The 22605-nt window shown below is 65.2% G+C and carries 23 protein-coding genes; 14 read left to right on the top strand and 9 right to left on the bottom strand.

The window, feature by feature from the left end; translation table 11 throughout:
• Position 1: 1 nt before the first annotated feature.
• The 3 genes from N0K08_RS02245 to N0K08_RS02235 all read right to left on the bottom strand — a co-directional run bounded on the left by N0K08_RS02245 (position 2) and on the right by N0K08_RS02235 (position 5026).
• A complete protein-coding gene (locus N0K08_RS02245; protein ID WP_261498360.1) occupies positions 2 to 859 on the bottom strand; it encodes a 2OG-Fe(II) oxygenase in 858 nt (285 codons plus the stop codon).
• A 64-nt stretch (positions 860 to 923) separates the two neighbouring features.
• Entirely contained in the window at positions 924 to 1700 is a 777-nt protein-coding gene (yaaA, locus tag N0K08_RS02240) for a peroxide stress protein YaaA (protein WP_261498359.1), read from the bottom strand.
• A 74-nt stretch (positions 1701 to 1774) separates the two neighbouring features.
• Positions 1775 to 5026 carry an Rne/Rng family ribonuclease gene (locus tag N0K08_RS02235; protein ID WP_261498358.1) on the bottom strand — a complete coding sequence of 1084 codons (3252 nt, stop codon included), beginning with the start codon at positions 5024 to 5026 and terminating at the stop codon, positions 1775 to 1777.
• A 589-nt stretch (positions 5027 to 5615) separates the two neighbouring features.
• Between N0K08_RS02235 and N0K08_RS02230 the strand changes: the two genes are divergently transcribed.
• The 4 genes from N0K08_RS02230 to N0K08_RS02215 are packed head-to-tail and all read left to right on the top strand — an operon-like array spanning position 5616 to position 8769.
• Entirely contained in the window at positions 5616 to 6620 is a 1005-nt protein-coding gene (locus N0K08_RS02230; protein WP_261498357.1) for an RluA family pseudouridine synthase, read from the top strand.
• Positions 6621 to 6661: 41 nt separating this feature from the next.
• Positions 6662 to 7330: an HAD family hydrolase gene (locus tag N0K08_RS02225; protein WP_261498356.1), complete on the top strand. Its 669-nt coding sequence runs from the start codon at positions 6662 to 6664 to the stop codon at positions 7328 to 7330.
• Between the two features lie 7 nt (positions 7331 to 7337).
• Positions 7338 to 7700 carry a Rieske (2Fe-2S) protein gene (locus tag N0K08_RS02220; RefSeq protein WP_261498355.1) on the top strand — a complete coding sequence of 121 codons (363 nt, stop codon included), beginning with the start codon at positions 7338 to 7340 and terminating at the stop codon, positions 7698 to 7700.
• Position 7701: 1 nt separating this feature from the next.
• Complete coding sequence (locus N0K08_RS02215) at positions 7702 to 8769, top strand: S49 family peptidase (protein WP_261498354.1); 1068 nt, start codon at positions 7702 to 7704, stop codon at positions 8767 to 8769.
• A 65-nt stretch (positions 8770 to 8834) separates the two neighbouring features.
• Here the strand turns inward: N0K08_RS02215 and N0K08_RS02210 are convergent, their stop codons facing one another.
• The 6 genes from N0K08_RS02210 to N0K08_RS02185 form a co-directional block, all read right to left on the bottom strand.
• Positions 8835 to 9773 (bottom strand): DUF6999 family protein, encoded by a 939-nt coding sequence (locus N0K08_RS02210; protein WP_261498353.1) that lies wholly within the window; start codon positions 9771 to 9773, stop codon positions 8835 to 8837.
• 10 nt (positions 9774 to 9783) lie between these two features.
• Complete coding sequence (locus N0K08_RS02205; protein WP_261498352.1) at positions 9784 to 11730, bottom strand: beta-ketoacyl-ACP synthase III; 1947 nt, start codon at positions 11728 to 11730, stop codon at positions 9784 to 9786.
• Between the two features lie 11 nt (positions 11731 to 11741).
• Positions 11742 to 12656 carry a fatty acid desaturase family protein gene (locus N0K08_RS02200; protein ID WP_261498351.1) on the bottom strand — a complete coding sequence of 305 codons (915 nt, stop codon included), beginning with the start codon at positions 12654 to 12656 and terminating at the stop codon, positions 11742 to 11744.
• Positions 12657 to 13415, bottom strand: coding sequence for a sterol desaturase family protein (locus N0K08_RS02195; RefSeq protein WP_261498350.1), 759 nt, complete (start codon positions 13413 to 13415; stop codon positions 12657 to 12659).
• A gap of 108 nt (positions 13416 to 13523) precedes the next feature.
• A complete protein-coding gene (locus N0K08_RS02190) occupies positions 13524 to 14312 on the bottom strand; it encodes an SAM-dependent methyltransferase (protein WP_261498349.1) in 789 nt (262 codons plus the stop codon).
• Positions 14309 to 14923, bottom strand: coding sequence for a Maf family nucleotide pyrophosphatase (locus tag N0K08_RS02185; protein WP_261498348.1), 615 nt, complete (start codon positions 14921 to 14923; stop codon positions 14309 to 14311). Before N0K08_RS02185 ends, N0K08_RS02190 begins: the two co-directional genes overlap by 4 nt.
• A 26-nt stretch (positions 14924 to 14949) precedes the next feature.
• On the opposite strand from N0K08_RS02185, the gene N0K08_RS02180 reads away from it, so the two are divergent.
• The 10 genes from N0K08_RS02180 to rpoE all read left to right on the top strand — a co-directional run bounded on the left by N0K08_RS02180 (position 14950) and on the right by rpoE (position 22588).
• Positions 14950 to 15501, top strand: a complete 552-nt coding sequence (locus N0K08_RS02180) for a YceD family protein (protein ID WP_261498347.1) — start codon at positions 14950 to 14952, stop codon at positions 15499 to 15501.
• Positions 15502 to 15624: 123 nt separating this feature from the next.
• Complete coding sequence (gene rpmF, locus N0K08_RS02175; RefSeq protein ID WP_261498346.1) at positions 15625 to 15807, top strand: 50S ribosomal protein L32; 183 nt, start codon at positions 15625 to 15627, stop codon at positions 15805 to 15807.
• 112 nt (positions 15808 to 15919) lie between these two features.
• Positions 15920 to 16966, top strand: a complete 1047-nt coding sequence (plsX, locus tag N0K08_RS02170) for a phosphate acyltransferase PlsX (RefSeq protein WP_261498345.1) — start codon at positions 15920 to 15922, stop codon at positions 16964 to 16966.
• Between the two features lie 12 nt (positions 16967 to 16978).
• The gene (locus N0K08_RS02165) at positions 16979 to 17956 is read left to right on the top strand and encodes a beta-ketoacyl-ACP synthase III (RefSeq protein WP_261498344.1); all 978 of its coding nucleotides are present in this window, start codon (positions 16979 to 16981) and stop codon (positions 17954 to 17956) included.
• Positions 17957 to 18010: 54 nt separating this feature from the next.
• Positions 18011 to 18955 (top strand): ACP S-malonyltransferase, encoded by a 945-nt coding sequence (fabD, locus tag N0K08_RS02160; protein WP_261498343.1) that lies wholly within the window; start codon positions 18011 to 18013, stop codon positions 18953 to 18955.
• Positions 18952 to 19692: a 3-oxoacyl-ACP reductase FabG gene (fabG, locus tag N0K08_RS02155; protein WP_261498342.1), complete on the top strand. Its 741-nt coding sequence runs from the start codon at positions 18952 to 18954 to the stop codon at positions 19690 to 19692. The genes fabD and fabG overlap by 4 nt, the downstream gene beginning before the upstream one ends.
• A 102-nt stretch (positions 19693 to 19794) precedes the next feature.
• Positions 19795 to 20034, top strand: coding sequence for an acyl carrier protein (acpP, locus tag N0K08_RS02150; protein WP_048441207.1), 240 nt, complete (start codon positions 19795 to 19797; stop codon positions 20032 to 20034).
• 36 nt (positions 20035 to 20070) lie between these two features.
• Positions 20071 to 21315 (top strand): beta-ketoacyl-ACP synthase II, encoded by a 1245-nt coding sequence (fabF, locus tag N0K08_RS02145; RefSeq protein ID WP_261498341.1) that lies wholly within the window; start codon positions 20071 to 20073, stop codon positions 21313 to 21315.
• A 136-nt stretch (positions 21316 to 21451) separates the two neighbouring features.
• Positions 21452 to 21904 carry a hypothetical protein gene (locus N0K08_RS02140; protein ID WP_261498340.1) on the top strand — a complete coding sequence of 151 codons (453 nt, stop codon included), beginning with the start codon at positions 21452 to 21454 and terminating at the stop codon, positions 21902 to 21904.
• Between the two features lie 54 nt (positions 21905 to 21958).
• Positions 21959 to 22588 carry an RNA polymerase sigma factor RpoE gene (gene rpoE, locus N0K08_RS02135; protein WP_261498339.1) on the top strand — a complete coding sequence of 210 codons (630 nt, stop codon included), beginning with the start codon at positions 21959 to 21961 and terminating at the stop codon, positions 22586 to 22588.
• The last annotated feature ends 17 nt before the right edge of the window (positions 22589 to 22605 follow it).

The following is a 22605-nucleotide window of genomic DNA, read 5'->3' as shown; positions in this document are numbered from 1 at the left end:
TTCAGTCAAAGCGCCCTTGGCGCAGCCATTTGGTGGCAATCCATTTCTCGCCCCGGATCACCGGTGCGCCGCCGTGCAGCGTGCGCGTGGCGGGGTGCGGGCGGTCATAGCTGAAAAACACCGCATGGCCGCGCTGGGGCACGACTTGCAGCGGTACTTCGGGAAACACCGTCGCGCCGCCGCGCTCGGGCTCGTTGAGGTAGATCAGCAGCGTGCCCACGCGCTGGCCACCGCGGCGCAGGATGCTGGGCGTGCCGGGTTCGGCCGGATCGAAATAGTCGTGGTGGGGCTTGTACTCGGCGCCTGGCCCGTAGCGCAGCACTTGCAGGCCTTCGCCGTTTTCCAGCGGCCAGTTCAGCAGCCGGGCAATGCGCTCTTCGAGCTGCTGCACCAGGGGGATTTCGCCGCGCTGGAAGAACATGCCGTCGCTGGTGCGGTCGGCATTGATTTCTTCGCCGCCCGAAGTGGTTTCCACCGTGAGCGAGCGCGACAGCCGGGGCCGGGCAGCGGCGATGATAGCCGCGCATTCGGCATCGGTCAGGATCTGGCCGAACAGCACCACACGCGGCGCGGTCATGGCCATCAGCACCGGCACCTGGCGGTCGCCGACATCGATGGCGCAAGGCTCGCCCGCGAGATCCGGTTCGGGCAGCGCGACGGCCGCGTCATGCGTTGTGGCGGGCAGCAAGGCCAGGCGGGCGACGTCGGTGTTCCAGCCGGCGGCGACCATGGCGGTGAGCAGGGCGCCGTCCTGCACACCGGCCAGGCGCTGCTGGTCAATCCATTGCTGCAGTTGCGGGGTGGCGCTGGCCGCGAAGCTGGCTTGCGCTGTCGATGATGGGGAGCCAGAGTGGGGCATGGCAATCAGGATGCGACAGAGGGAACAAGGCCGGGAACGCTGTCGCGGCGCGTGACCCCTCAGGTTAGTCGGTCTTGCGGCGAAACACCAGTCGGTCGGGCGACGAAGCCGCGTCGGCAAAAGCATAGCCCTGGGCGTCAAAGCCTTGCAACTGTGCAGGCCGGGTCAGGCGCTGCTGCACGGCGTAGCGGGCCATCAGCCCGCGCGCGCGCTTGGCGTGGAAGCTGATGATCTTGTACTTGCCGGCCTTGTAGTCCTCGAATACGCATTCGACCACGCGGGCCTGCAGGTGCTTGCGATCCACCGACTTGAAGTATTCCTGCGAAGCCAGGTTGATGACTACGGGGTCGCTGCGTTCCTGCAGGCGCTGGTTGATGTGCTCGGCAATCTGTGTGCCCCAGAAGGCATAGAGGTTGCTGCCGGCCGGCGTGGCCAGGCGCGTGCCCATTTCCAGGCGGTAGGGCTGCATGCGGTCGAGCGGGCGCAGCACGCCGTACAGGCCGCTGAGCATGGCCAGGTGCTCCTGGGCCCAGGCAATGTCCGGCGCAGACAGCGTGCCGGCTTGCAGGCCTTCGTAGACGTCGCCGTTGAAGGCGAACAGCGCCTGGCGGGCATTCTCGGCCGTGAATTCGGGGCTCCAGGCGGCGTATCGCGCCACATTGAGCGCGGCGAGCTTGTCGCTGAGGCTCATCAGGCTGGCCAGCGACTGGGGCGTCTGCGTGCGCAGCACGTCGATCAGCTGCGCGGATTGATGGATGAAGGGGGGCAGGGTGTGTTTCAGGCCCGGAGGCAGGGGGGAGGCGTAATCCAGGGATTTCGCGGGGGACAGCAGCAACAGCATGGACAGTGTCGAAATAAGAGGGAAACAGGGTCCAGAAACAACCAGGGGCCCGAAGGCCCCTGGTTTCAGCGCATTCAAGCGTTGTCGGACTGCTCGAACGGCAGCGGCATCTCGCGCAGGTCACGGCGGGTTTCGACCAGCACCAGCGGGCCGGCATCGATCACCACCGGAGCGGGACGCTCGCGTGGCACGCGCACAGGTGCGGGTTCAGCGGCGATGGCGGCCTGGACGGCAGCAATCTTGCTGGCGTCCGAGTTCACCCATTGCAGACCGGAGGCCTGGGCAATGCCATGCAGCGTGTCCAGGGGCAGAGCAAAGTGCTCGACCAGGGGCAGGCTGGCGACGGCGGGCGCGGCCACTGGAGCAGGTGCTGCCACCGGGGCAGGTGCTGCGACTGGCGCAACGATGGCGACAGGTGCCAGCACGGGGGCTGCAGCCGCGGGAGCAGCGACAGGTGCAGCAGGTGCTGCCACTGGAGCGACGGCCACGGGAGCTGCGGCAGCCGGTGCTGCGACAGGCGCTGCCACTGGAGCTGCGGCCACGGGGGCTGCGACCGGTGCGGCGACTGGAGCCGGTGCTGCGGCGACGGGCGCTGCGGCAACAGGTGCTGCGGCTACAGGCGCTGCGCCTGCTTCTGCAGCGGCTGCGCTGAAGTAGCTGCGGCGGGCCGGTTCGGCTTCCGAGGCTTCAGGCACAAAGGCCTGGGCATCTTCGGCGGGCGGCTGGGTGGCTTCGAACGCGGGCTGACCAGCGGCGTCACGGGCTGGACGCTCGCCACGCTCGCGGCGGTCACGGCCGTAGCGGTCGCGTGAGCGGCGCTGACGGGGTTCGCCTTCAGCGGTCGGTGCCTGGGCGTTCTCGCCTTCGACCTGGGCTTGTTCCTGCTGGGCTGCAGCATTCACTTCCTCAGGCTGGCCATCGGCCACGGGTGCGTCCGCTGGGCGGGGAGCGCGTTCGCGGCGCTCACCACGTTCACCGCGTTCGCGGCGACCGCTGCCTTCAGGGCGATCGCCACGTTCACCACGCTCGCGGCGGGGTGCACGTTCGGCGCGGCCGTCGGCGTCCAGGGAGACTTCGTTGCTACCGACCGCAGCCTGTGCCACCTGGGCCGATGCGTCCAGCGGCTGGCGCTGTTCGCCGTCACGGCGTTCCTGGCGCTCACCACGCTCGCCGCGTTCACCACGGCCGCGATTGCGCTCGCCTTCAGGGCGGGCATTGCGCTCGCCTTCGGGACGGGCATTGCGTTCGCCTTCAGGGCGGTCGTTGCGGCGTTCGCTGTCGCGGCCATTGCGGCCTTCGGCAGAGCGCTCACCGCGGCGGCCACGGCCTTCACCGGCGCCGTCACGACCGCCTTCGCGGTTGGCGTCACGGCCACCTTCACGGTTGCCGTCACGTCCGCCTTCGCGGCCACCTTCACGTGGGCCGTTGCGTTCACCGGTGCGGCCCTCGCCGCGGCGACCGCGGTTCTCGCCGGAGCGGCCGTCGCGGCGCGCTTCGCGGGCTTCACGTGCTGCAGGCGTTTCGGGGGCTGCGGGTGTGGCTGCGACCGGTGCTGGCGGGGTGCCAAAACCGAGCAGGTTCTTGAGCCAGGCAAAAAAGCCTTGCTCGCGTGCTGCGGCCGGGCGGGCTGCAGGGCGTGCGGCGGCCGGGGCTGCCGGCGCAGGGCGCGCAGCGGCGGTGGGGCGGGGCGCCACTTCCGGACGGGCTTCGGCCGCGGGAGCGGGCGTATCGCGCAACACACCCTTGATGACGGGCGTCTGCTTGTTGGTCGGCTCTTGCGAGCGGCGCGTCACGGCGGTGTTGGCTTCGACTTCCTCGACCTGCTTGTAGCTGGCCTCGAGGTTTTCCAGGCGTGGATCGTCGTGCTTGAGGCGCTCGAGCTTGTAGTGCGGCGTTTCCAGCGACTTGTTGGGCACCATCAGCACCGACACGCGTTGCTTGAGTTCGATCTTGGCGATCTCGGTGCGCTTTTCATTGAGCAGGAAGGAAGCCACTTCCACGGGCACCTGGCAGTGCACGGCGGCCGTGTTGTCCTTCATGGACTCTTCCTGGATGATACGCAGGATTTGCAGTGCCGAGCTTTCCGTGTCGCGGATATGGCCGGAGCCGCCGCAACGTGGGCAGTTGATGTGGGCACCTTCGGACAGCGCGGGCTTGAGGCGCTGGCGGCTCATTTCCATCAGGCCGAACTTGCTGATGCTGCCGAACTGCACGCGGGCACGGTCCTGGCGCAGCGCGTCGCGCAGGCGGTTTTCCACTTCGCGGCGGTTCTTCGACTCTTCCATGTCGATGAAGTCGATCACGATCAGGCCACCCAGATCGCGCAGGCGCATCTGGCGGGCCACTTCGTCGGCGGCTTCGAGGTTGGTGCGCGTGGCCGTTTCCTCGATGTCGCCGCCCTTGATGGCGCGGGCCGAGTTCACGTCCACCGAGACCAGGGCTTCGGTGTGGTCGATCACCACGGCGCCGCCCGAAGGCAGGGTCACGGTGCGCGAGTAGGCCGATTCGATCTGGTGCTCGATCTGGAAGCGGCTGAACAGCGGCGCGTCGTCACGGTAGCGCTTGACCCGGGCAGTGTGCTCGGGCATCACGTGGGCCATGAACTGCTGGGCTTGTTCGTAGATGTCGTCGGTATCGATGAGGATGTCACCGATGTCGTTGTTGAAGTAGTCGCGGATGGCGCGAATCACCAGGCTCGATTCCTGATAGATCAGGAAAGCGCCCTTGCCACCCTTGGCGGCGCCGTCGATGGCGCTCCACAGCTTGAGCAGGTAGTTCAAGTCCCACTGCAGTTCAGGTGCGCTGCGGCCGATGCCGGCAGTGCGCGCGATGATGCTCATACCCTTGGGGTATTCGAGCTGGTCCATCGCTTCCTTGAGTTCGGCCCGGTCTTCGCCTTCGATGCGACGCGAAACGCCACCACCGCGGGGGTTGTTGGGCATCAGCACGACATAGCGGCCAGCCAGGGAGACGAAGGTCGTGAGGGCTGCGCCCTTGTTGCCGCGTTCTTCCTTTTCGACCTGAACCAGCATTTCCTGGCCTTCGCGGATCACATCGTTGATGCGAGCCTGGCTGGGTGCAACGCCTTCGGCGAAGTACTGGCGGGAAATTTCCTTGAACGGCAGGAAGCCGTGGCGGTCTTCGCCGTAGTCCACAAAGCAGGCTTCGAGCGAAGGCTCGACGCGGGTCACGACGGCTTTGTAGATGTTGCCCTTGCGCTGTTCGCGGCCTTCAATTTCGATCTCGTAGTCGAGCAGCTTCTGGCCGTCGACGATGGCCAGGCGGCGTTCTTCAGGCTGCGTAGCGTTGATAAGCATCCGTTTCATGATGCGTTTCCTTTATTCGTTATGTAGGCGGGCCGATCGGCAGCGATTCGCTGTTGGATCGACTCGCCTTTGACTCTCAATCAAAGACGGGCTCTATCGGAGCCGATGATGCCTGACTGACGCATTGAAACGAAAAGGAATGGCCGGAAATGCCGCGTGTTGCTGACCATCTTTATGTCGGCAAAGGGGGCAAAGGCGTGTGGATGGGCGCGAGTAGACGTGCGCGCAGCTTCATGCGAAGGCGTGAGAGCGGCAGCGCGAGAGAAGCGGGGGGCTTGAGAGCACGGTCGGTCCAGCGCGGAGGTGAAGACCTCCGTCCCAGAAAGACCATCCATGCCCAAAAGATCCACATGCTCGCTTTGATCCGTTGGCAGGTGCGAACGCTTTGGTTCGCCGAAAGCTGCCAACTTTGAGATTCCGTATCAGTGTTTCAATTCGTCAGATTGCCCAATGCGGCACAGGCAATACAGGCATCTGGCCTGCAATCTGCGTGTGCGACACCGGCTGGCATCGACCTGCCTGCGCAGCGGGAAATGGCTGGGTGGACTAAACTCCATGCAAATCAACCACTTACACTAGTATTGCGCAGGTGAAACACATTATAGAGGGCAAACCGGCGATGGACCGAGCCCAAATTGCTGCAGCCCCCGCTGCACGCCTCATCGCAGTCGACGCCGATTCGGCTGGCCAGCGGCTCGACAACTTCCTGATTCGTCATCTCAAAGGCGTGCCAAAAACCCATGTCTATCGCATTATTCGCAGCGGCGAAGTGCGCATCAACAAGGGTCGGGTGAGCGCCGACACGCGCGTGGCCGAAGGCGACAGCGTGCGGCTTCCTCCTGTGCGCGTCTCTGAGAAAGTGGCCGAAAAGGCCGCCCACCCGGCGCCGGCGCGTGAGTTTCCCATCCTGCTCGAAGACGATCATGTGCTGGCCATCGACAAGCCCGCGGGCGTCGCCGTGCATGGCGGCAGCGGGGTCAGTTTTGGCGTCATCGAACAACTGCGACAGGCCCGTCCCGCGGCCAAATTCCTGGAACTGGTGCACCGCCTGGATAGGGAAACCTCGGGTATCTTGCTGGTCGCCAAGAAGCGTTCGGCGCTCACCGGCCTGCAAGACCAGTTTCGCGATAGGGAGACTGGCAAGACTTATCTGGCCCTGGTTCAGGGCAGTTGGCCGGCCAACAAGAAAGTCATAGACACGCCGCTGCACAAATACCTGCTGCCCGACGGCGAGCGCCGGGTGCGCGTGACCACGGCCGACGATCCCGACGGCATGCGCTCGGTGACGCTGGTCAAGGTGCGCACGCAGATCGCCGCGCGCCCCCTGCAAGGCCTGCCGGCGATGAGTCTGCTGGAAGTCACCATCAAGACCGGGCGCACGCACCAGATCCGCGTACACCTGTCTTCCCAGGGTCATGGCATTGTCGGCGACGACAAATATGGTGATTTCGACCTCAACCGCCGGGTGCAGAAGCACGGGCTCAAACGCATGTTCCTGCACGCCTGGCGCCTGCAGTTCAACCATCCGGCGCTGGGCGAGCGGGTGGAACTGCGCTGTGAGCTGCCCGCCGAGCTGGCCGACTTTGTCGCCTGAATGCCTGTTGCCTGTCTTTCTTGATTCCTGACGGATTTTTCATGACTATTGCTTCTTCCCGCCGCTTTGACCTGATCGCTTTCGACTGGGACGGCACTTTGTATGACTCCACGGCGGCGATCACCAAGAGCATCCAGGAAGCGGTGCGCGACGTGGGCGGCCAGGTGCCGACGAAGGAAGCGGCCTCCTATGTGATCGGCATGGCCTTGATGCAGGCCCTGGCCCATGCCGCGCCCGACGTGCCGCAGGCAAAATACCCCGAGCTGGGCAACCGCTACCGCTACCACTATCTGCAGCACCAGAACGATCTGAGCCTGTTCGACGGCGTCGTGCCCATGCTCGAATCGCTGCGCGAAGGCGGCCATCTGCTGACGGTGGCCACGGGCAAGAGCCGGCGCGGCCTCAACGAGGTGCTGGCCATGGTCGAGATCAAGGGCCTGTTCGATGGTTCGCGTACGGCGGACGAGACGGCGGGCAAGCCCCATCCCTTGATGCTGCAGGAGCTGATGGCCGAGTTCGGCGTGGAACCCGAGCGGGTGCTGATGATTGGCGACACCACCCACGATTTGCAGATGGCGCGCAACGCCGGCTGTGCCAGCGTGGGCGTGTCCTATGGTGCCCATGCCACGGATGGCTTCGCCGAGCTGCAGCCGCTGTACGTGGCCGACACGGTGGCCGGTCTGCACCAGTGGCTGCTGGCCAACGGTTGAGGCAGCGATGTCATCGGTAGTCCTGTGCCGTAGCGACGAACTGCTGGAAGGCGGCGAGGCCGTGCCTTTCGACGTGGTCTACGCCGGCGAGGCCTGCCGGGCGTTTGCCGTGCGTTTTGAAGGCCGTGTCCAGGCCTATCTGAACCGCTGCACCCACATTCCCATGGAGCTCGACTACCTGCCCAACCGGGTGTTCGACGACGAAGGCCGCTGGCTGATGTGTGCCACCCATGGGGCCTTTTATGCGCCCGACACCGGCGCCTGCGTGGGCGGGCCATGTCGCGGCGGATTGGTGAAAATCACACTGTCGGAAGATCAGGGCGTGGTGCGCTGGCATACTGCCAACAACCTGCACCCTGTCGAGCCCTGACATGACCACCCCATTGCCTCCTGGAGCCCCAGGCTCCGAACCTGTCCATCCCGCCGCGCCTGACTTGTGGGCTCGCCCGCAGTCCGAGCACCCGCAGCCTCCGCCTGTGCCGCCGGTGTCGCCGTCCGCGTCCGCGAAGGCGCCAGGCTGGGAGCGCGAGGTGCTGGAAAACCTGGTCATGGCCGGCATCCGCGAGCAGCGCGCTGCCCGCCAATGGCGGCTGTTCGGCCGCCTGGCCTGGGTGGCGGTGCTGCTGCTCGCGATCTGGCTGCTGTTCGGGCGTGACGCAACGACCACCGCGGCCAGCGGCCCGCACACGGCCGTGGTCGACATCAAGGGGGAAATTGCCTCGGGGGCGGATGCCAGCGCCGAATTCGTGGTCGCGGCCATGCGCAGCGCTTTCGAAGATTCGGGTTCGCGTGCCGTGGTGCTGCTGATCAACTCCCCTGGCGGCAGCCCGGTGCAGGCCGGCATCATCTACGATGAAATCGTGCGCCTCAAGGCCAAGCACAGCAAGCCCGTCTACGCGGTGGTCGAAGAGACCTGCGCGTCGGCGGCCTATTACATTGCGGCCGCGGCTGACGACATCTTTGTCGACAAGGCTAGCATCGTCGGCAGCATTGGCGTGCTGATGGACGGTTTCGGCTTCACCGGCGTGATGGAAAAAGTGGGCGTCGAGCGCCGGCTGCTGACGGCCGGAGCGAACAAGGGCTTTCTCGATCCCTTCAGCCCGATGAGCGAAAGCCAGCGCGAACATGCCTTGAGCATGCTGGACCAGATCCACCAGCAGTTCATTACCGCCGTCAAGACCGGCCGCGGTGAGCGCCTGAAGGTCACGCCCGATACGTTCAGCGGCCTGTTCTGGACCGGCCAGCAGGCCGTGGAAATGGGCCTGGCCGACAAGCTCGGTACCCTGGACTATGTGGCGCGCGAAGTCGTCAAGGCCGAGGAAGTCATCGACTACACGCGCCGCGACAACGTGGCCGAACGCCTGGCCAAGCGCTTTGGCGCGGCCGTGGGCGGTGGCGCGATGCAGACCTTGCGGTCATCGCTGCCCGTATTGCGCTGAGCGGACCGCGCAGGCAGGCCCAGGACGACGGTTTTCCCCCGTCCACCCTGAGCCTGACCAAGGTTTCAGGGCGCCAGTGACTCCTCGGCTGCCACCGCCTCGGCTGCCTTGTGCATCTTGGCCAGCTCCCGGGCCGGCACCGGGATCTCGCCGCGCGCCATGCGCATCAGCAGCGAATGCAGCATTTCCGACGACAGCCCGTGCAGCACCAGGCGGTAAGCCGCGTACAGCGTGGTCATGGGCACCAGCGGGTGCTTGTTGTTGAGCAGCACCAGGTGCTCGGGCGAGGCCAGGATCTTGGCGCAGTAGATGGCCACGGTCTCGTCGAGCTGCAGCGAGTTGCTCGCGCGCCAGAAGTCGTTGTCGGTCAGCAGCAACTGGTAGACCGGGGTGTAGATCTCGATGGCGCTTTGCAGGTCCAGCAGGTTGAGCTTGCCGCGCGGCATGTCCTCCAGGCGCAGGTCCGGCTGGCGCAGCATGGAGAAATCCGGCTCGGGCACGGGCAGCAATTCCTTGTTTTCCGTGCGCAGGGCCTTGTTCAGGCGAATCACGAAGTTGAACAGGTTCAGGTCATGGCGCAGGAACAGCTCGTCCTTGACGTCGTCGATCACCATGGGCGTGAGCGGCGTGGCCGTGACCGCCACGGGCGCATTGGCGGCCACGAAGGCCAGCACCTGGGAGCCCAGGTGGAAGTGCCGCATGATCAGCCAGTTGGCCTCGGGTGAGACAAAGCGGTTCATGCTCAAGGCCAGCAGCCGGTGCAGCAGCATGGAATGCGACCAGCGCTTGGGCAGGAAGATCTTGAGCAGCTGGATGAGGATCATCGACACGCGTGCCATGGGCCGCACCAGCGGCAGGAAGAACTGGCGCGAGGAGCTGCTGCAGTCGCGCAGCCAGGCGGCTTTCACTTCATCGGGCAGGGGCGTGCTCTGGTCCAGGTACAACGCCAGCCAGGGGCTGGGGTCGCGCTCGTCCCAGGCGTGATCGGTGTATTCGTTCTTCATGCGCGGGTCCTTATTGTTCGGGGATGACATGCTGGAACTGCATCAGATACATGGCCGCCGTATGGCGTGCGGTCTGCAATATGGCTTGCTGGGCCGTGCCGGTGCTGTCGAGTTCCAGCGCCATCTGCACCGCCATCAGCCAGCGGTCCAGGTGGTGCTCGTCGTTGGCGCCGTGGTATTCGAGGAAGCGGAAGGCCTCGGGCGGCAGGGGCAGGGCGGCGCGCAGCAGCGGCAGCAGGCTGGGCACGATGCGTTGGCCCGTGCCTTCGATGATGTAGATCGCGCCCAGCAGGCCGATCGGGTTGGGCGTCGCGGCCAGGCTGTGTAGATAGGCATTGAGCGCTTCGCCACCGGGGTTGCGGCGCAACTGGCCGATGTCGGTTTGCGTGCCGCCGGCCAGGAGATAGTCGTTGTGCAGGATCTTGAAGTCGTTCTGTTCCTCGCCCGCATGCAGGTCGATCAGCGACGCCAGCGCCGCGTAGTCGCCGGTCAGCGAGGCCGCGCCTTCACGCATCCACAGGCTGCCTTCGCGCACCTGGGGAATCCAGTGGCTCATCCAGCGCACATAGTCGGCCGTGTGCAATTGGCGCGTACGTATGCGGTGCAGCAGCGGCGTGCGCCAGACATTCGAGCGGTAGTCCTGCCAGATGCTGGCCAGCTCGGTCAGCAGCGGCGCCAGGGTCTTGGGCGCCGCGGCCGGGTCGTGCGGCGGCGCGATGGTGGCGACATCGGGCAGGGCGTCATCGGGAATGGGCTGGCTGGCTTGCGCGCCCTGGCGCGGATAGGCGGGGGCGCCAGCGGCCTGGGTCTCCGGCACGGCAGCGGCCGCCGCGGCTTCCCACAGCATGTAGCCTGCGGTGAAGCGGCCGGACTCGGGGATGAAGCACAGCACGGTGTCGCCGGCCTTGAGGGCGGATCCCTTTTGCTGCAGAAATTCCGACAGCATGATGAAGATCGAGGCCGCGCCGGTATTGCCGCGCCAGGCCAGATTGCTCCACCAGCGCTCGCGCGGGATCGATAGCTGGGCCTTGCTCAGCAGGTCGTCGACCACGGGAATGAAGCGCTCGGAAGAGTAGTGGCACAGGAAATGGTCGATGCCGCGCTCGGGCACCCAGCCCTTGTGGGCCAGGTCGGCGTATTCGTGGATGCAGACGTCGAACAAATGCGGCAGCAGGCGGATGTCCTGGCGCAAGGACAGCGCTCCAGCGGCTTCGGCATCGGCCCAGGCCGGAAAGTCCAGGTGGCTCTTGCCGCGGTCGGCCGTCATGCCCAGCTGCATGCACACCGGGTAGTCGCCCGCGAAGCTGCGCAAATGGGTCCACTTGAGTCGCAGTTGCAGGCCGTTGGCTTGGGGCAAGGCCTTGGGGCCGCCCAGCAGCACGGCGCCCGCGCCGTCGGACAGCATCCAGCGCAGAAAGTGGGCGTCGAAGTCCGTGTTGTAGCCCTGGGCGGCAAAACGCGAGCGCTTGAACAGGCGGGACGGCATTTCGCTGGCCACCGACAAGGCCAGGCGGTGCGCGCCGCTTTCCACCGCCATGGCGGCGGCCTGCATGGCGCCTACGCTGGCGGCGCACACACCGTGCACCGACAGGGTCTCCATGGGGGGCGCGGCCATCTCGCCCTGGATCATGCTGGCAAAGCCCGGCATCAAGGCATCGCCGCCCGAGGAGCCGCTGGACAGAAAGCCGATGTCGGCCAGCGTGCGGCCCGCATCCGCCAGCGTCGCCTGGATGGCGCCCGCCGCCATTTGCGCGTTGCTGAAAACGGTGTCGCCCGCGCCATCGATGGCGTAGTGGCGGCTCAGGATGCCGTTTTCGGCCAGGATGCGGCGTTTGAGGCGCTCGGAGATGCGGTTGAGCGGCGCGACAAACGCATCCATGCCGGCGTTGTCCACCGGAGCGCCGGGCAGGAACATGCCGGCAGATTGAAGGTAGACGTTGGAATAGGCAACAGGCATAGGTTCTCTGGTTATTGGATGGCGTCCGAGGGCATTTGCGGGCGGGTTCTTGCTGCAGGCCAGACCAGGCCGAGCACGAACACGCGTCCCATATAGGGCAGCAGGCCGCCCTCGTTCAGGGCCGGATCCACCCGCTGGCGGTAGTGCTCGGCATGCAGTCGGGCCAGCTGCGACCAGTGGGCGTGGGGGTGTTCGTGGTGGGCGGTGTGCAGGCCGATGTTGAAGAGCAGGGGATTGACCCAGCCTTCGAAATTGCGCGCGTAGTTCAGCGGAGTATCGGGCGTATTGCGCTGCGCCCGGCTCAAGGGCCGGCCGTCGGCATGCGCGTGCTGCAGATAGTTGGTGGCCAGCAGCCAGTGCAAGCCGTGCAACTGGGGAACGATGATGAAGATCAGCGCCTTTTGCCAATCCAGCGCCAGAAAGAAGACCCAGCTGCCCAGCCACAGCAGGTACTGACCCATGCAGTAGCGAAACGCGCCCGGCGAATGCTGGCGCAGCCGGTTCAGCCAGCGCAGGAACAAGGGGTACAGCACCAGGGCCGCCTGCAGCGGATGGATCAGATAGCCCCAGAGGTGGTTGGTGTCGCCGCCGAACTCGGGCCGGTAGGTGCGGGCGATGTCGCGCGGCCCATGCTGGAAGCGATGGTGGTTGGCGACATGGGCGGGCCAGAACACAAACGTGGGGTGGCCTTGCAGCAGGGTGAGCCAGTAATCCGTGAAGCGGTTGGCCCAGCGTCCCCGCCACATGCGCACATGGGTGTGGTTGTGGTGAATGACGCCTACGCCCAGCGTCAAGAACAGGGTGATCCCATAGAGCAGCCAATGGAAACCGTGGGTCCATTGCCACCCCACGACGAGCGGCAGCCCCAGCATATAGGCCAGGGATTGCCAGTCACGCCAGCGGCGCAGGCGAGGGCAGGACGGCATTCAGTGCGCGCTGTGCGGTGCCTGAGGCGCCTGGACCGGCGCGGTCTTGACCTGGGTGCGCATGATCTTGTCCATGAAGGCCAGCGCAAAACCGTAGTTGCCGGCCGGGCGGGCGTGGTGCAGGTGGTGGCGCCGGCTGGCGGCCAGCGGGTGCTCGTTGGAGACGCGGGGAAAGAAGTCGTAGTTGGCGTGGCCGATCACGTTGAGCAGCAGGCTCAGCACCGGCACGCTGGCCAGCGACCAGAAATAGAAGTCATGCACCAGCATGGGCAGCAGGATGATGTTGCCCAGCATCATGGCTTCGATCGGGTGAAAGCTGTAGGTGGACCAGGGCGTGGTGACCACGGAGCGGTGGTGGTCGCCGTGAAAGCGCACCAGCCGGCGGGTGTGCAGCAGGCGGTGGTTGATCCAGAAGTGCACATCGTTCCAGATCAGCAGCACGAAGATTTCCAGCGCAATGCGGCCGGCGCTGGCCGTGGGCGTCAGATGCGCCCAGCCCAGTTGCAGGAAACCCCAGGGCACGATGGTCCCCAGGCCGAATACCAGCACCGAGTGAAAGGACTGGCGCCATTCGCGCCGCAGCTGGTCGGGTTTGAGCGGGCGGGTGTCCAGCGGCCGGCCCATGCCCAGGCGGGCCAGCGTGCGCGTCAGCGCCGACATGCCCCAGCCGCCCAGGCAATACAGGGCGCCGAAAAAGACCAACCCCAGGGCCATGACCTGCCAGGCATTGCGTTGTATGAACCAGGTACCAGCGTCCATGAAGACTCCGTAAACAGGGGGTGGCTTGGACAGGGCACGAGCCCGGTCGCCTGGCGTCAGCGCCTTGCGACTGCGCGCAATGATAGCGATAGGGTTTTTCCGCGCGCCTCAGCGTCCGAGTGCGAACACTACCGGCGTGCGGTTGTCGGCCGGCACGGGCAGGCGTTTCCAGTCGCGCACCAGCCGGCTTTCGATGCGGGCCGTGGCCAGGGTCAGTCCGGCGGCCAGGGCCAGGCGGCTGTTGGGCTGCAAGGTCTGCAGCAAGGCCTGCCACAGCGCGGGATTGCGGTAAGGCGTCTCGATGAACAGCTGGGTCTGGCCTTGGCGCAGCGCCAGGGCTTCGAGCTCGCGTATGCGCTGGGTGCGCGCGGCGCTGTCCTGGGGCAGGTAGCCGACGAAAGCGAAGTTCTGGCCGTTGAGGCCGCTGGCGGCCAGCGTCAGCAGCAGGGACACCGGGCCGACCAGCGGCACCACGGCCAGGCCCAGGTCATGCGCGGCGCGCACGATGGAGCTGCCCGGGTCGGCGACGGCCGGCATGCCGGCTTCGCTGACCAGGCCCATGTCATGGCCGGCAAGCGCCGGCGCCAGCAGGGGCTTGGCGTCGAACACCGCGCTGCCCTTGTCGCCATGGTCGCCCTTCTTGTGGGCTTCGCGCGGCAGCTCGACGATGGATTGCTCCTGCAGCGTGGCGGCCAGCGGGTGCAGTTCGCCGACGCGCTTGAGGTAGGCGCGCGTGCTCTTGGCGCTCTCGCAGATCCAGTGCGTCAGGCCCGCGGCCCGCAGCAGCGTGGCTTCGGGCAGTACATCGGTCAGCGCGGCCTGGCTGTCGCAGCCGAAGTCCAGCGGTGCGGGCACCAGGTACAGGGTGCCGCGTTGGGGGGAGGATGCTTGGCTCATGGCAGTCGCAGTCCGGCAGCGCGCAGCAGTTTGGCCGTGCGGATCAGCGGCAGGCCGATCAATGCCGTGGGGTCGTCGTTGAGGATGTGGGTCAGCAGGCTGATGCCTAAGCCTTCGCTCTTGGCGCTGCCCGCGCAGTCGTAGGGCTGTTCGGCGCGCAGGTAGCGCTCGATTTCGTCGTCGTCCAGGTCGCGGAACTGCACTTCCACAGTGGCCAGCTCGGTCTGCACGAAGCCGCTGGCCTGGCAGGTCACGCAGACCGCGGTTTCGAACAGCACGGTCTGGCCGCGCATGGCGCGCAGCTGCAGCACGGCCCGCTCATGGGTCAGGGGCTTGCCCAGGGGCTGGCCGGCCAGGTCGGCGACCTGGTCGGAGCCAATGACCACGGCTTCGGGGTGCAGCGCGGCCACGGCGCGGGCCTTGGCTTCGGCCAGGCGCAGCGCCAGTGCGCGCGGGGCTTCGCCCGGGGCCGGGGTCTCGTCGACTTCGGGGGGTACCGTGGCAAACGTGAGGCCCAGGCGCTCCAGCAACTCACGGCGGTAGCGCGAGGTCGAGCCCAGGATCAAAGGACGCTGGTTCAAAGGTTTCGAGGAAGAAGGGGATTCAAGCATGGGCTGATTCTCTTACACTGCCCGCCATGACCAAGGAATTTTCCCCGGATCGGCTCGATGTCAATGCGTTTGCCCAAACGCAGGCGCACATCGAAAGCCAGGACCCGCTCTCGCAATTCAATCGCCTGGTGCTCGAAGCCCAGGGTCCGCACGATGGTGTCTACGTACGCTGGGCGGCCCAGGGTGAGACACGCGCCGAAGCCGGCGCGCCCGACCAGGTGTGGCTGCACCTGCAAGGCGAGGTGGACCTGCCCATGGTCTGCCAGCGTTGCCTGACGCTGGCAGCCATTCCCTTGGATGTCGACCGGTCTTTCCGCTTTGTGGCCGATGAAGCCACGGCGGAAGCACTGGACGATGAAAGTGAAGAAGATTTGCTGGCGATGAGCCGCGAATTCAATTTGCGTGAGCTGCTCGAGGATGAGCTGCTGATGGAGTTACCCGTTGTGCCCATGCACGACGTCTGCCCTGAAGTCGTGCCGCTGGCCTCCAGCGACGAGGATTTCGAGCAAGCCAACAGCGAAAAGCCCAATCCTTTTGCCGCTCTTTCCAGTCTGCGCATCACCAAGCCGGGCAAGTAACCCGGCCAATAATTCCCCTTTGAAGACGTTTGCGTTATACTCTTAGGCTTCTCGCGAATCCCCTCGTGTCTTCAATGGGCTGATCGCGTTTTTTACCAACCCCTTCAAGACTCAGGAGCCATCATGGCTGTTCAGCAAAACAAAAAATCCCCCTCCAAGCGCGGTATGCACCGTTCGCACAATGCACTGAATGTGCCCGGTATCGCAGTTGAGCCCACCACCGGCGAAATCCATCTGCGCCACCACATCAGCCCCACCGGTGTCTACCGTGGCCGTCAGGTGCTGAAGAACAAGTCCGAAGCCTGATCTTCGACCGCTCCCACAAGGCCCGCGGCTACAAAAAAAGTAGCGCGGGCTTTTGTGTTTTTGAACGCATTACTTTTCATTTGGGACCTCGCAACAGGTCCGCAAGTCGCCCATGATCACACTGGCTGTTGACTGCATGGGGGGCGATCACGGCCCCCGCGTCACGCTCGCGGCGTGCCGTCAGTTCCTCGACAAACATCCCGACGCGCACCTGCTGCTCGTTGGCAAGCCCGACAGCCTGGAGTCCTTCCAGCATGCGCGCGTCACGCTGGTCCCTGCTTCGGAAGTGGTCGGTATGGACGACCCCGTCGAAGTCGCGCTGAGGCGCAAAAAAGACTCTTCCATGCGTGTGGCCATTGAGCAGGTCAAAGCTGGAGCTGCCGCCGCTGCCGTTTCGGCCGGCAACACGGGCGCCCTGATGGCCATTGCCCGCTACGTGCTCAAGACGCTGGACGGCATAGACCGCCCCGCCATCGCCGCCCAACTCCCCAACAGCAAAGGCCAGGCCACCACGGTGCTCGATCTGGGTGCCAATGTGGATTGCACGGCCGAGCACATGCTGCAGTTCGCCTTCATGGGCACGGCCCTGGTGTCGGCGCTGCAGGAAGGCTCGGCCGTCTCGGTCGGCCTGCTCAACATCGGCGAAGAAGCCATCAAGGGCAGCGACATCATCAAGCGCACGGGCGAATTGCTGCGCAAGGCCGGTCAGGCCGGTGAATTGAACTTCTACGGCAATGTCGAAGGCAATGACATCTTCAAGGGCACGGTCGATATCGTGGTCTGCGATGGTTTCGTCGGCAATGTCGCGCTCAAGACCAGCGAAGGCGTGGCCTCGATGATCACCGGCGGACTCAAGCAGGAATTCAAGCGCAACCTGTGGACCAAGATGGCTGCTGTCGTGGCCTATCCGGTGCTGTCGGCGCTGATGAAGCGCATGGACCACCGCCGCTACAACGGCGCGGCCCTGCTGGGCCTGCGTGGCCTGGTCTTCAAGAGCCACGGATCGGCGGATGCGATTGCTTTCGAGTACGCGCTGAGCCGGGCGTATGATGCGGCCTGCAATAACTTGCTTGAACGTGTTCAGTCCCGGATTGCCCATGCAGCGCCATTGTTGGCCGCAGCGCCTGCCAGTCCGGCGCCTGCTGCGTCGGCGTCTTGAGCTTTGAAACAGATGAGAATTTATTCCCGCATCACCGGCACCGGAAGTTATCTGCCGCCTCGGCGAGTCACCAACCAGGACCTGCAAGCCGAGCTGGCCACCCGCGGTATTGAAACCTCGGATGAGTGGATCGTGGAGCGCACCGGTATCCGTGCCCGGCATTTCGCCGCACCCGATGTCTGCAGCAGCGACCTGGGTCTGGAAGCCGCGCGCAAGGCCCTTGAGGCCGCGGGCCGGCGCCCCGACGAGGTCGACCTGATCATCGTCGCCACGTCCACGCCCGACATGGTGTTCCCTTCGTCGGCTGCCATCCTGCAGAACAAGCTGGGCGCCAACGGCTGTCCGGCCTTTGACGTGCAGGCCGTGTGCAGCGGCTTTGTCTACGCGCTGACCGTGGCCGACGCCCTGATCCAGACCGGCACGGCCAAGTGCGCGTTGGTGATCGGTGCCGAAGTCTTCAGCCGCATCCTCGATTTCAACGACCGCACGACTTGCGTGCTGTTCGGCGACGGCGCGGGCGCGGTGGTGCTCGAAGCATCGGAGCAGCCGGGCATCCTGGCCAGCGACCTGCATGCCGACGGCAAGCACAGCGGCATCCTGTGCGTGCCGGGCAATGTCTCGGGCGGCCAGGTGATCGGCGACCCCGTGCTCAAGATGGACGGTCAGGCCGTGTTCAAGCTGGCCGTGGGCGTGCTGGACAAGGCCGCGCGGGCGACGCTGGACAAGGCCGGCATGAGCGAAGCCGACATCGACTGGTTGATTCCCCACCAGGCGAACATCCGCATCATGCAGAGCACGGCCAAGAAGCTCAAGCTCTCCATGGACAAGGTCATCATCACGGTGGATCAGCACGGCAACACGTCGGCGGCATCGATTCCGCTGGCGCTGGACCACGGCGTGCGCAGCGGCCAGATCAAGCCCGGCCAGACCCTGCTGCTCGAAGGCGTGGGCGGCGGCTTCACCTGGGGCGCGGTGCTGCTGAAGCTGTAGTCATCAGCGGCGCTGGGCGCCGCTTTATCAAAAAATCAACGCAAGACGGTGAGCATGAAGAAATTTGCATTTGTCTTTCCTGGTCAGGGATCGCAATCCGTGGGCATGCTGGACGCCTGGCAAGACCATCCCGTGGTCGTCCAGACGCTGGCCGAAGCTTCCGACGCGCTGGGTGAAGACCTCGCGCGCCTGATCCACGAAGGCCCCAAGGAAGCGCTGGCCATGACCACCAACACCCAGCCGGTGATGCTGGTGGCGGCGGTGGCCGCATGGCGCGTGTGGTGCGCCGAAGGCGGCGCCCAACCCGCGGCCCTGGCCGGACACTCGCTGGGCGAGTATTCGGCGCTGGTGGCTTCGGGCGTGCTGACGCTGGCCCAGGCCGCGCCGCTGGTGCGCCTGCGGGCCCAGGCCATGCAGGAGGCCGTGCCCGTGGGTACGGGCGCCATGGCGGCCATCCTGGGGCTTCCTGCTGCCACGGTGACGGCCGGCTGCGCCGAAGTGACCGCCAGCCTGGGCGGCGCTGAAGTCGTCGAGGCCGTGAACTTCAACGATCCTTCGCAAACCGTGATTGCCGGCAGCAAGCTGGCCGTGGAAAAAGCCTGCGAAGCCTTGAAGGCCGCGGGCGCCAAGCGCGCTCTGCCGCTGCCGGTGTCGGCACCCTTCCATTCCAGCCTGATGAAGCCCGCGGCCGAAAAGCTGCGCGAGGCCCTGGCGCAAACCGTCTTGGCGGCGCCACGGATTCCCGTCATCAACAACATCGACGTCGTGGTGCAGACCGAAGCGGATGCGATCCGCGAAGCCTTGTACCGCCAGGCCTTCGGTCCGGTGCGCTGGGTGGAGTGCGTGCAGGCCATCAAGGCCCGCGGCGTGACCCATCTGGTCGAATGCGGCCCTGGCAAGGTGCTGGCGGGCCTGACCCGCCGCATCGACGCTGAACTCACAGGCGCAGCCCTGTACGATCCGGCCACCTTGGCCGAAGTGAAAGAATTGCTCGCATGACAGAAACCAAACCCCAAGTTGCTCTCGTGACCGGTGCCACGCGTGGCATTGGCGCCGCCATCGCCCTGGAACTGGCCGGTCGCGGCTACCAGGTCGTCGGTACTGCCACCTCCGACAGCGGCGCCGAGCGCATCAGCGAGGCCCTGGCGGCCTTCCCTGGCTGCCGGGGTGTCAACCTCAACGTCACCGACGGCGCGGCCGTGGATGCCCTGGTCGACGCTATCGTCAAGGCCCAGGGCGGCCTGCATGTGCTGGTCAACAACGCGGGTATTACCCGCGACCAGCTCGCCATGCGCATGAAGGATGACGACTGGGATGCGGTGATTGACACCAATCTGAAAGCGGTCTTCCGCGTCAGCCGCGCGGCCATTCGTCCGATGATGAAGCAGCGCTTTGGCCGCATTATCTCGATCACCAGCGTGGTCGGAGCCTCGGGCAACCCGGGCCAGGCCAACTACGCGGCCGCCAAGGCCGGTGTGGCCGGCATGTCGCGCGCCCTGGCGCGCGAGCTGGGCAGCCGCAACATCACCGTCAACTGTGTGGCCCCTGGTTTCATTGAGACCGACATGACCGCGCAGCTGCCAGAAGAGCAACGCAAGGCCCTGCAAACCCAGATCGCCCTGGGTCAGCTGGGTCAGCCGTCCGACATTGCCCATGCAGTGGCCTATCTTGCATCCGCCGGCGCCGGCTATGTAACAGGTCAAGAGCTGCATGTCAATGGCGGCATGTATATGTAATTGTCAAGTGTCAACGCCGTATGTCCGAGCGGCAGGCTGCTCAGGGGTTTTGCCCTAAGCAGCTAGAATCGCGGATTCATTCACAACCCCCAGAGGGAAACCATGAGCGATATCGAAGCACGTGTCAAAAAAATCATTGCCGAACAACTTGGCGTGGAAGAGTCTCAAGTCACCAGCGAAAAGGCCTTCGTGGCTGACCTGGGCGCAGACTCGCTGGACACCGTGGAACTGGTGATGGCTTTGGAAGACGAGTTTGGCATCGAGATTCCCGACGAAGACGCCGAGAAGATCACGACGGTGCAAAACGCCATCGATTACGCCAATACCCACCAAAAGGCCTAAGGCCTGCGCACCGAGCGTTCAGTAGAAAGTTTACGCATGAGCCGTCGTCGCGTTGTCGTGACCGGCCTGGGTTGCATCAGCCCCGTGGGTAACACGGTGGCGGATGCCTGGGCCAATATTTTGGCCGGCCAGTCCGGAATTGACCTCATCACCAAGTTCGACACGTCGAACTTTTCCTGCAAGATTGCAGGCGAGGTCAAGGGGTTTGATTTGGAGTCCTATCTCAGCGCCAAGGATGCGCGGGGAATGGACACATTCATCCACTATGGCATTGCGGCTGCGGCGCAAGCCGTTCAGGATGCAGGCTTGCCTACGGGCGACGCCTTGTCCGAAGAACTCGCTACGCGCATTGCGTGCGTGGTGGGCTCGGGCATTGGTGGCCTGCCCCTGATTGAAAACACCCAGATTGAACTGGCAAGTCGCGGCCCGCGCCGCATCACGCCGTTTTTCGTGCCCGCGTCCATCATCAACATGGTGGCCGGTCATGTGTCCATGCGTTTCGGCTTCAAGGGGCCGAATCTGGCAGTGGTCACGGCATGTACCACCGGTCTGCATTGCATCGGTGAAGCGGGTCGCATGATCGAGTACGGCGACGCCGATGTGGCGATCGCCGGCGGCACGGAAGCGACAGTGTCGCCCCTGGGCGTCGGTGGCTTTGCCGCCATGCGCGCGCTTTCCACGCGCAATGACGATCCCAAGACAGCTTCGCGCCCCTGGGACAAGGACCGTGACGGTTTTGTGCTGGGCGAGGGTGCTGGCATGTTGGTGCTCGAAGAGTACGAACACGCCAAGGCCCGCGGTGCCAAGATTTACGCTGAATTGGCGGGTTTCGGCATGAGTGCCGACGCCGGTCATATGACAGCGCCCAACATGGACGGCCCACGCCGCGCCATGCAAAACGCCATGCGCAATGCAGGTATCAACGCCGATCAGGTGGATTACCTCAATGCCCACGGCACCTCGACGCCCCTGGGCGACCTCAACGAGACCAATGCCATCAAGGCGGCCCTCGGAGACCATGCCAAGAACATGGTTGTGAGTTCGACCAAGTCGATGACCGGTCACCTGCTCGGCGGTGCTGGCGGTATTGAAAGCGTATTCACGGTGCTCGCGCTGTACCACCAAAAGGTACCGCCGACGATCAACATCTTCTCGCAGGATCCCGAGTGTGATCTTGACTACTGTGCCAACACGGCACGGGACATGAAGATGGATATCGCCTTGAAGAACAACTTCGGTTTCGGTGGAACCAACGGTTCGCTGATTTTCAAGCGAATCTGAGACTTCTCACCCGTCGCACGATGCCAAAGCGCCGTTCCTCCGACCCTGTGTCGGCGGGCCGGCGCTTTTTTTCATCGCCGGTGAAAACGCTCCCTCGGGCGGCAGCGGACCACGCACAGCGGGGGAGCGTTGCGCAATGACCCGCCTGGCACCGCCGCGCCTGGTCTATGGCTTTGCGCGGCCGCCCCGTGCCGTGGGCTGGGGTCTGCTGGCCGTGGCCTTGGCGGGCGCCTGCGGGCTGCTGCTGTGGGCGTTCTCGGGCGCGGGGCTGCGGTCTGGCGCTCTGGGCCTGCTGCTGTGGGTGCTGGTGGCGGCCTGGGCGCTGCGTTGCTGGCGGCGCTGGCCCGGCGGCCTGCTCGAATGGGATGGCAGCCAGTGGTGGCTCAAGACGGACAGTGCGCTGCGGCCCCAGCCCCTGGCCGGTGCGCCGCGCCTGCACTGGGATGGGCAGGGCTTCATGCTGCTGGGCGTGGCGCTGGCGGCGGGCGGACAGCGCTGGCTGTGGCTGCAGCGCAGCAGCGCGCCCGCGCTGTGGGGTGATCTGCGGCGTGCGGTATATTGGCGCGCCCGAGCGGCCGATAGTGCGTGAGCGCACGAATGCGCATGTGGCATGCGCGATACTAGGGCGGCCTTGAACGATTCCATGAAGCCCCCTTTGACTCCTTCTTCCACCAGCGACAGCGATCTCCAGTTGGTGGAGCGCACCAATGCCGGAGACCAGCGGGCCTTTGAGCTGCTGGTGATCAAGTACCAACGCCGCATCGAGCGCTTGATCGCGCGCATGGTGCGCGACACCGACCAGGTGCAGGACATCGCCCAGGAAACTTTCATCCGCGCCTACCGGGCGCTGCACCAGTTCCGCGGCGAGGCCCAGTTCTACACCTGGCTGTACCGGATCGCGGTCAATACGGCCAAGAAAGCGCTGCTGGACATGAAGCGCAACCCGGTGGTGAGCGAATCCGCGATGCACAGTCAGGACGAGGAAGATGAAACTTATCGCCTCGGACACGAACTAACCACGGACGAAACACCGGAAACGGTGTTGGCGGCGCGGGAAATCGCGCAAGCGGTGAACGCCGCGATGGAGGCTTTGCCCGAGGAATTGCGGCAGGCGGTGACCTTGCGGGAAATCGAGGGCTTGAGTTACGAGGAAATCGCCTCGGCCATGGCTTGCCCCATAGGCACGGTGCGTTCGCGTATCTTTCGGGCACGTGAAGCGATTTCGGCGCGGGTCAAGCCCATGCTGGAAAACCAGACGGGCAAGCGGTGGTAGTGGTAGCGCCCGGCAGG

The sequence above is a fragment of the Acidovorax bellezanensis genome (assembly GCF_025421555.1).
GTDB classification, from domain to species: Bacteria; Pseudomonadota; Gammaproteobacteria; order Burkholderiales; family Burkholderiaceae_C; genus Comamonas; species Comamonas bellezanensis.
Note: the sequence above shows the minus strand (reverse complement) of the source record. Positions and strands in the feature narration are given on the sequence as shown.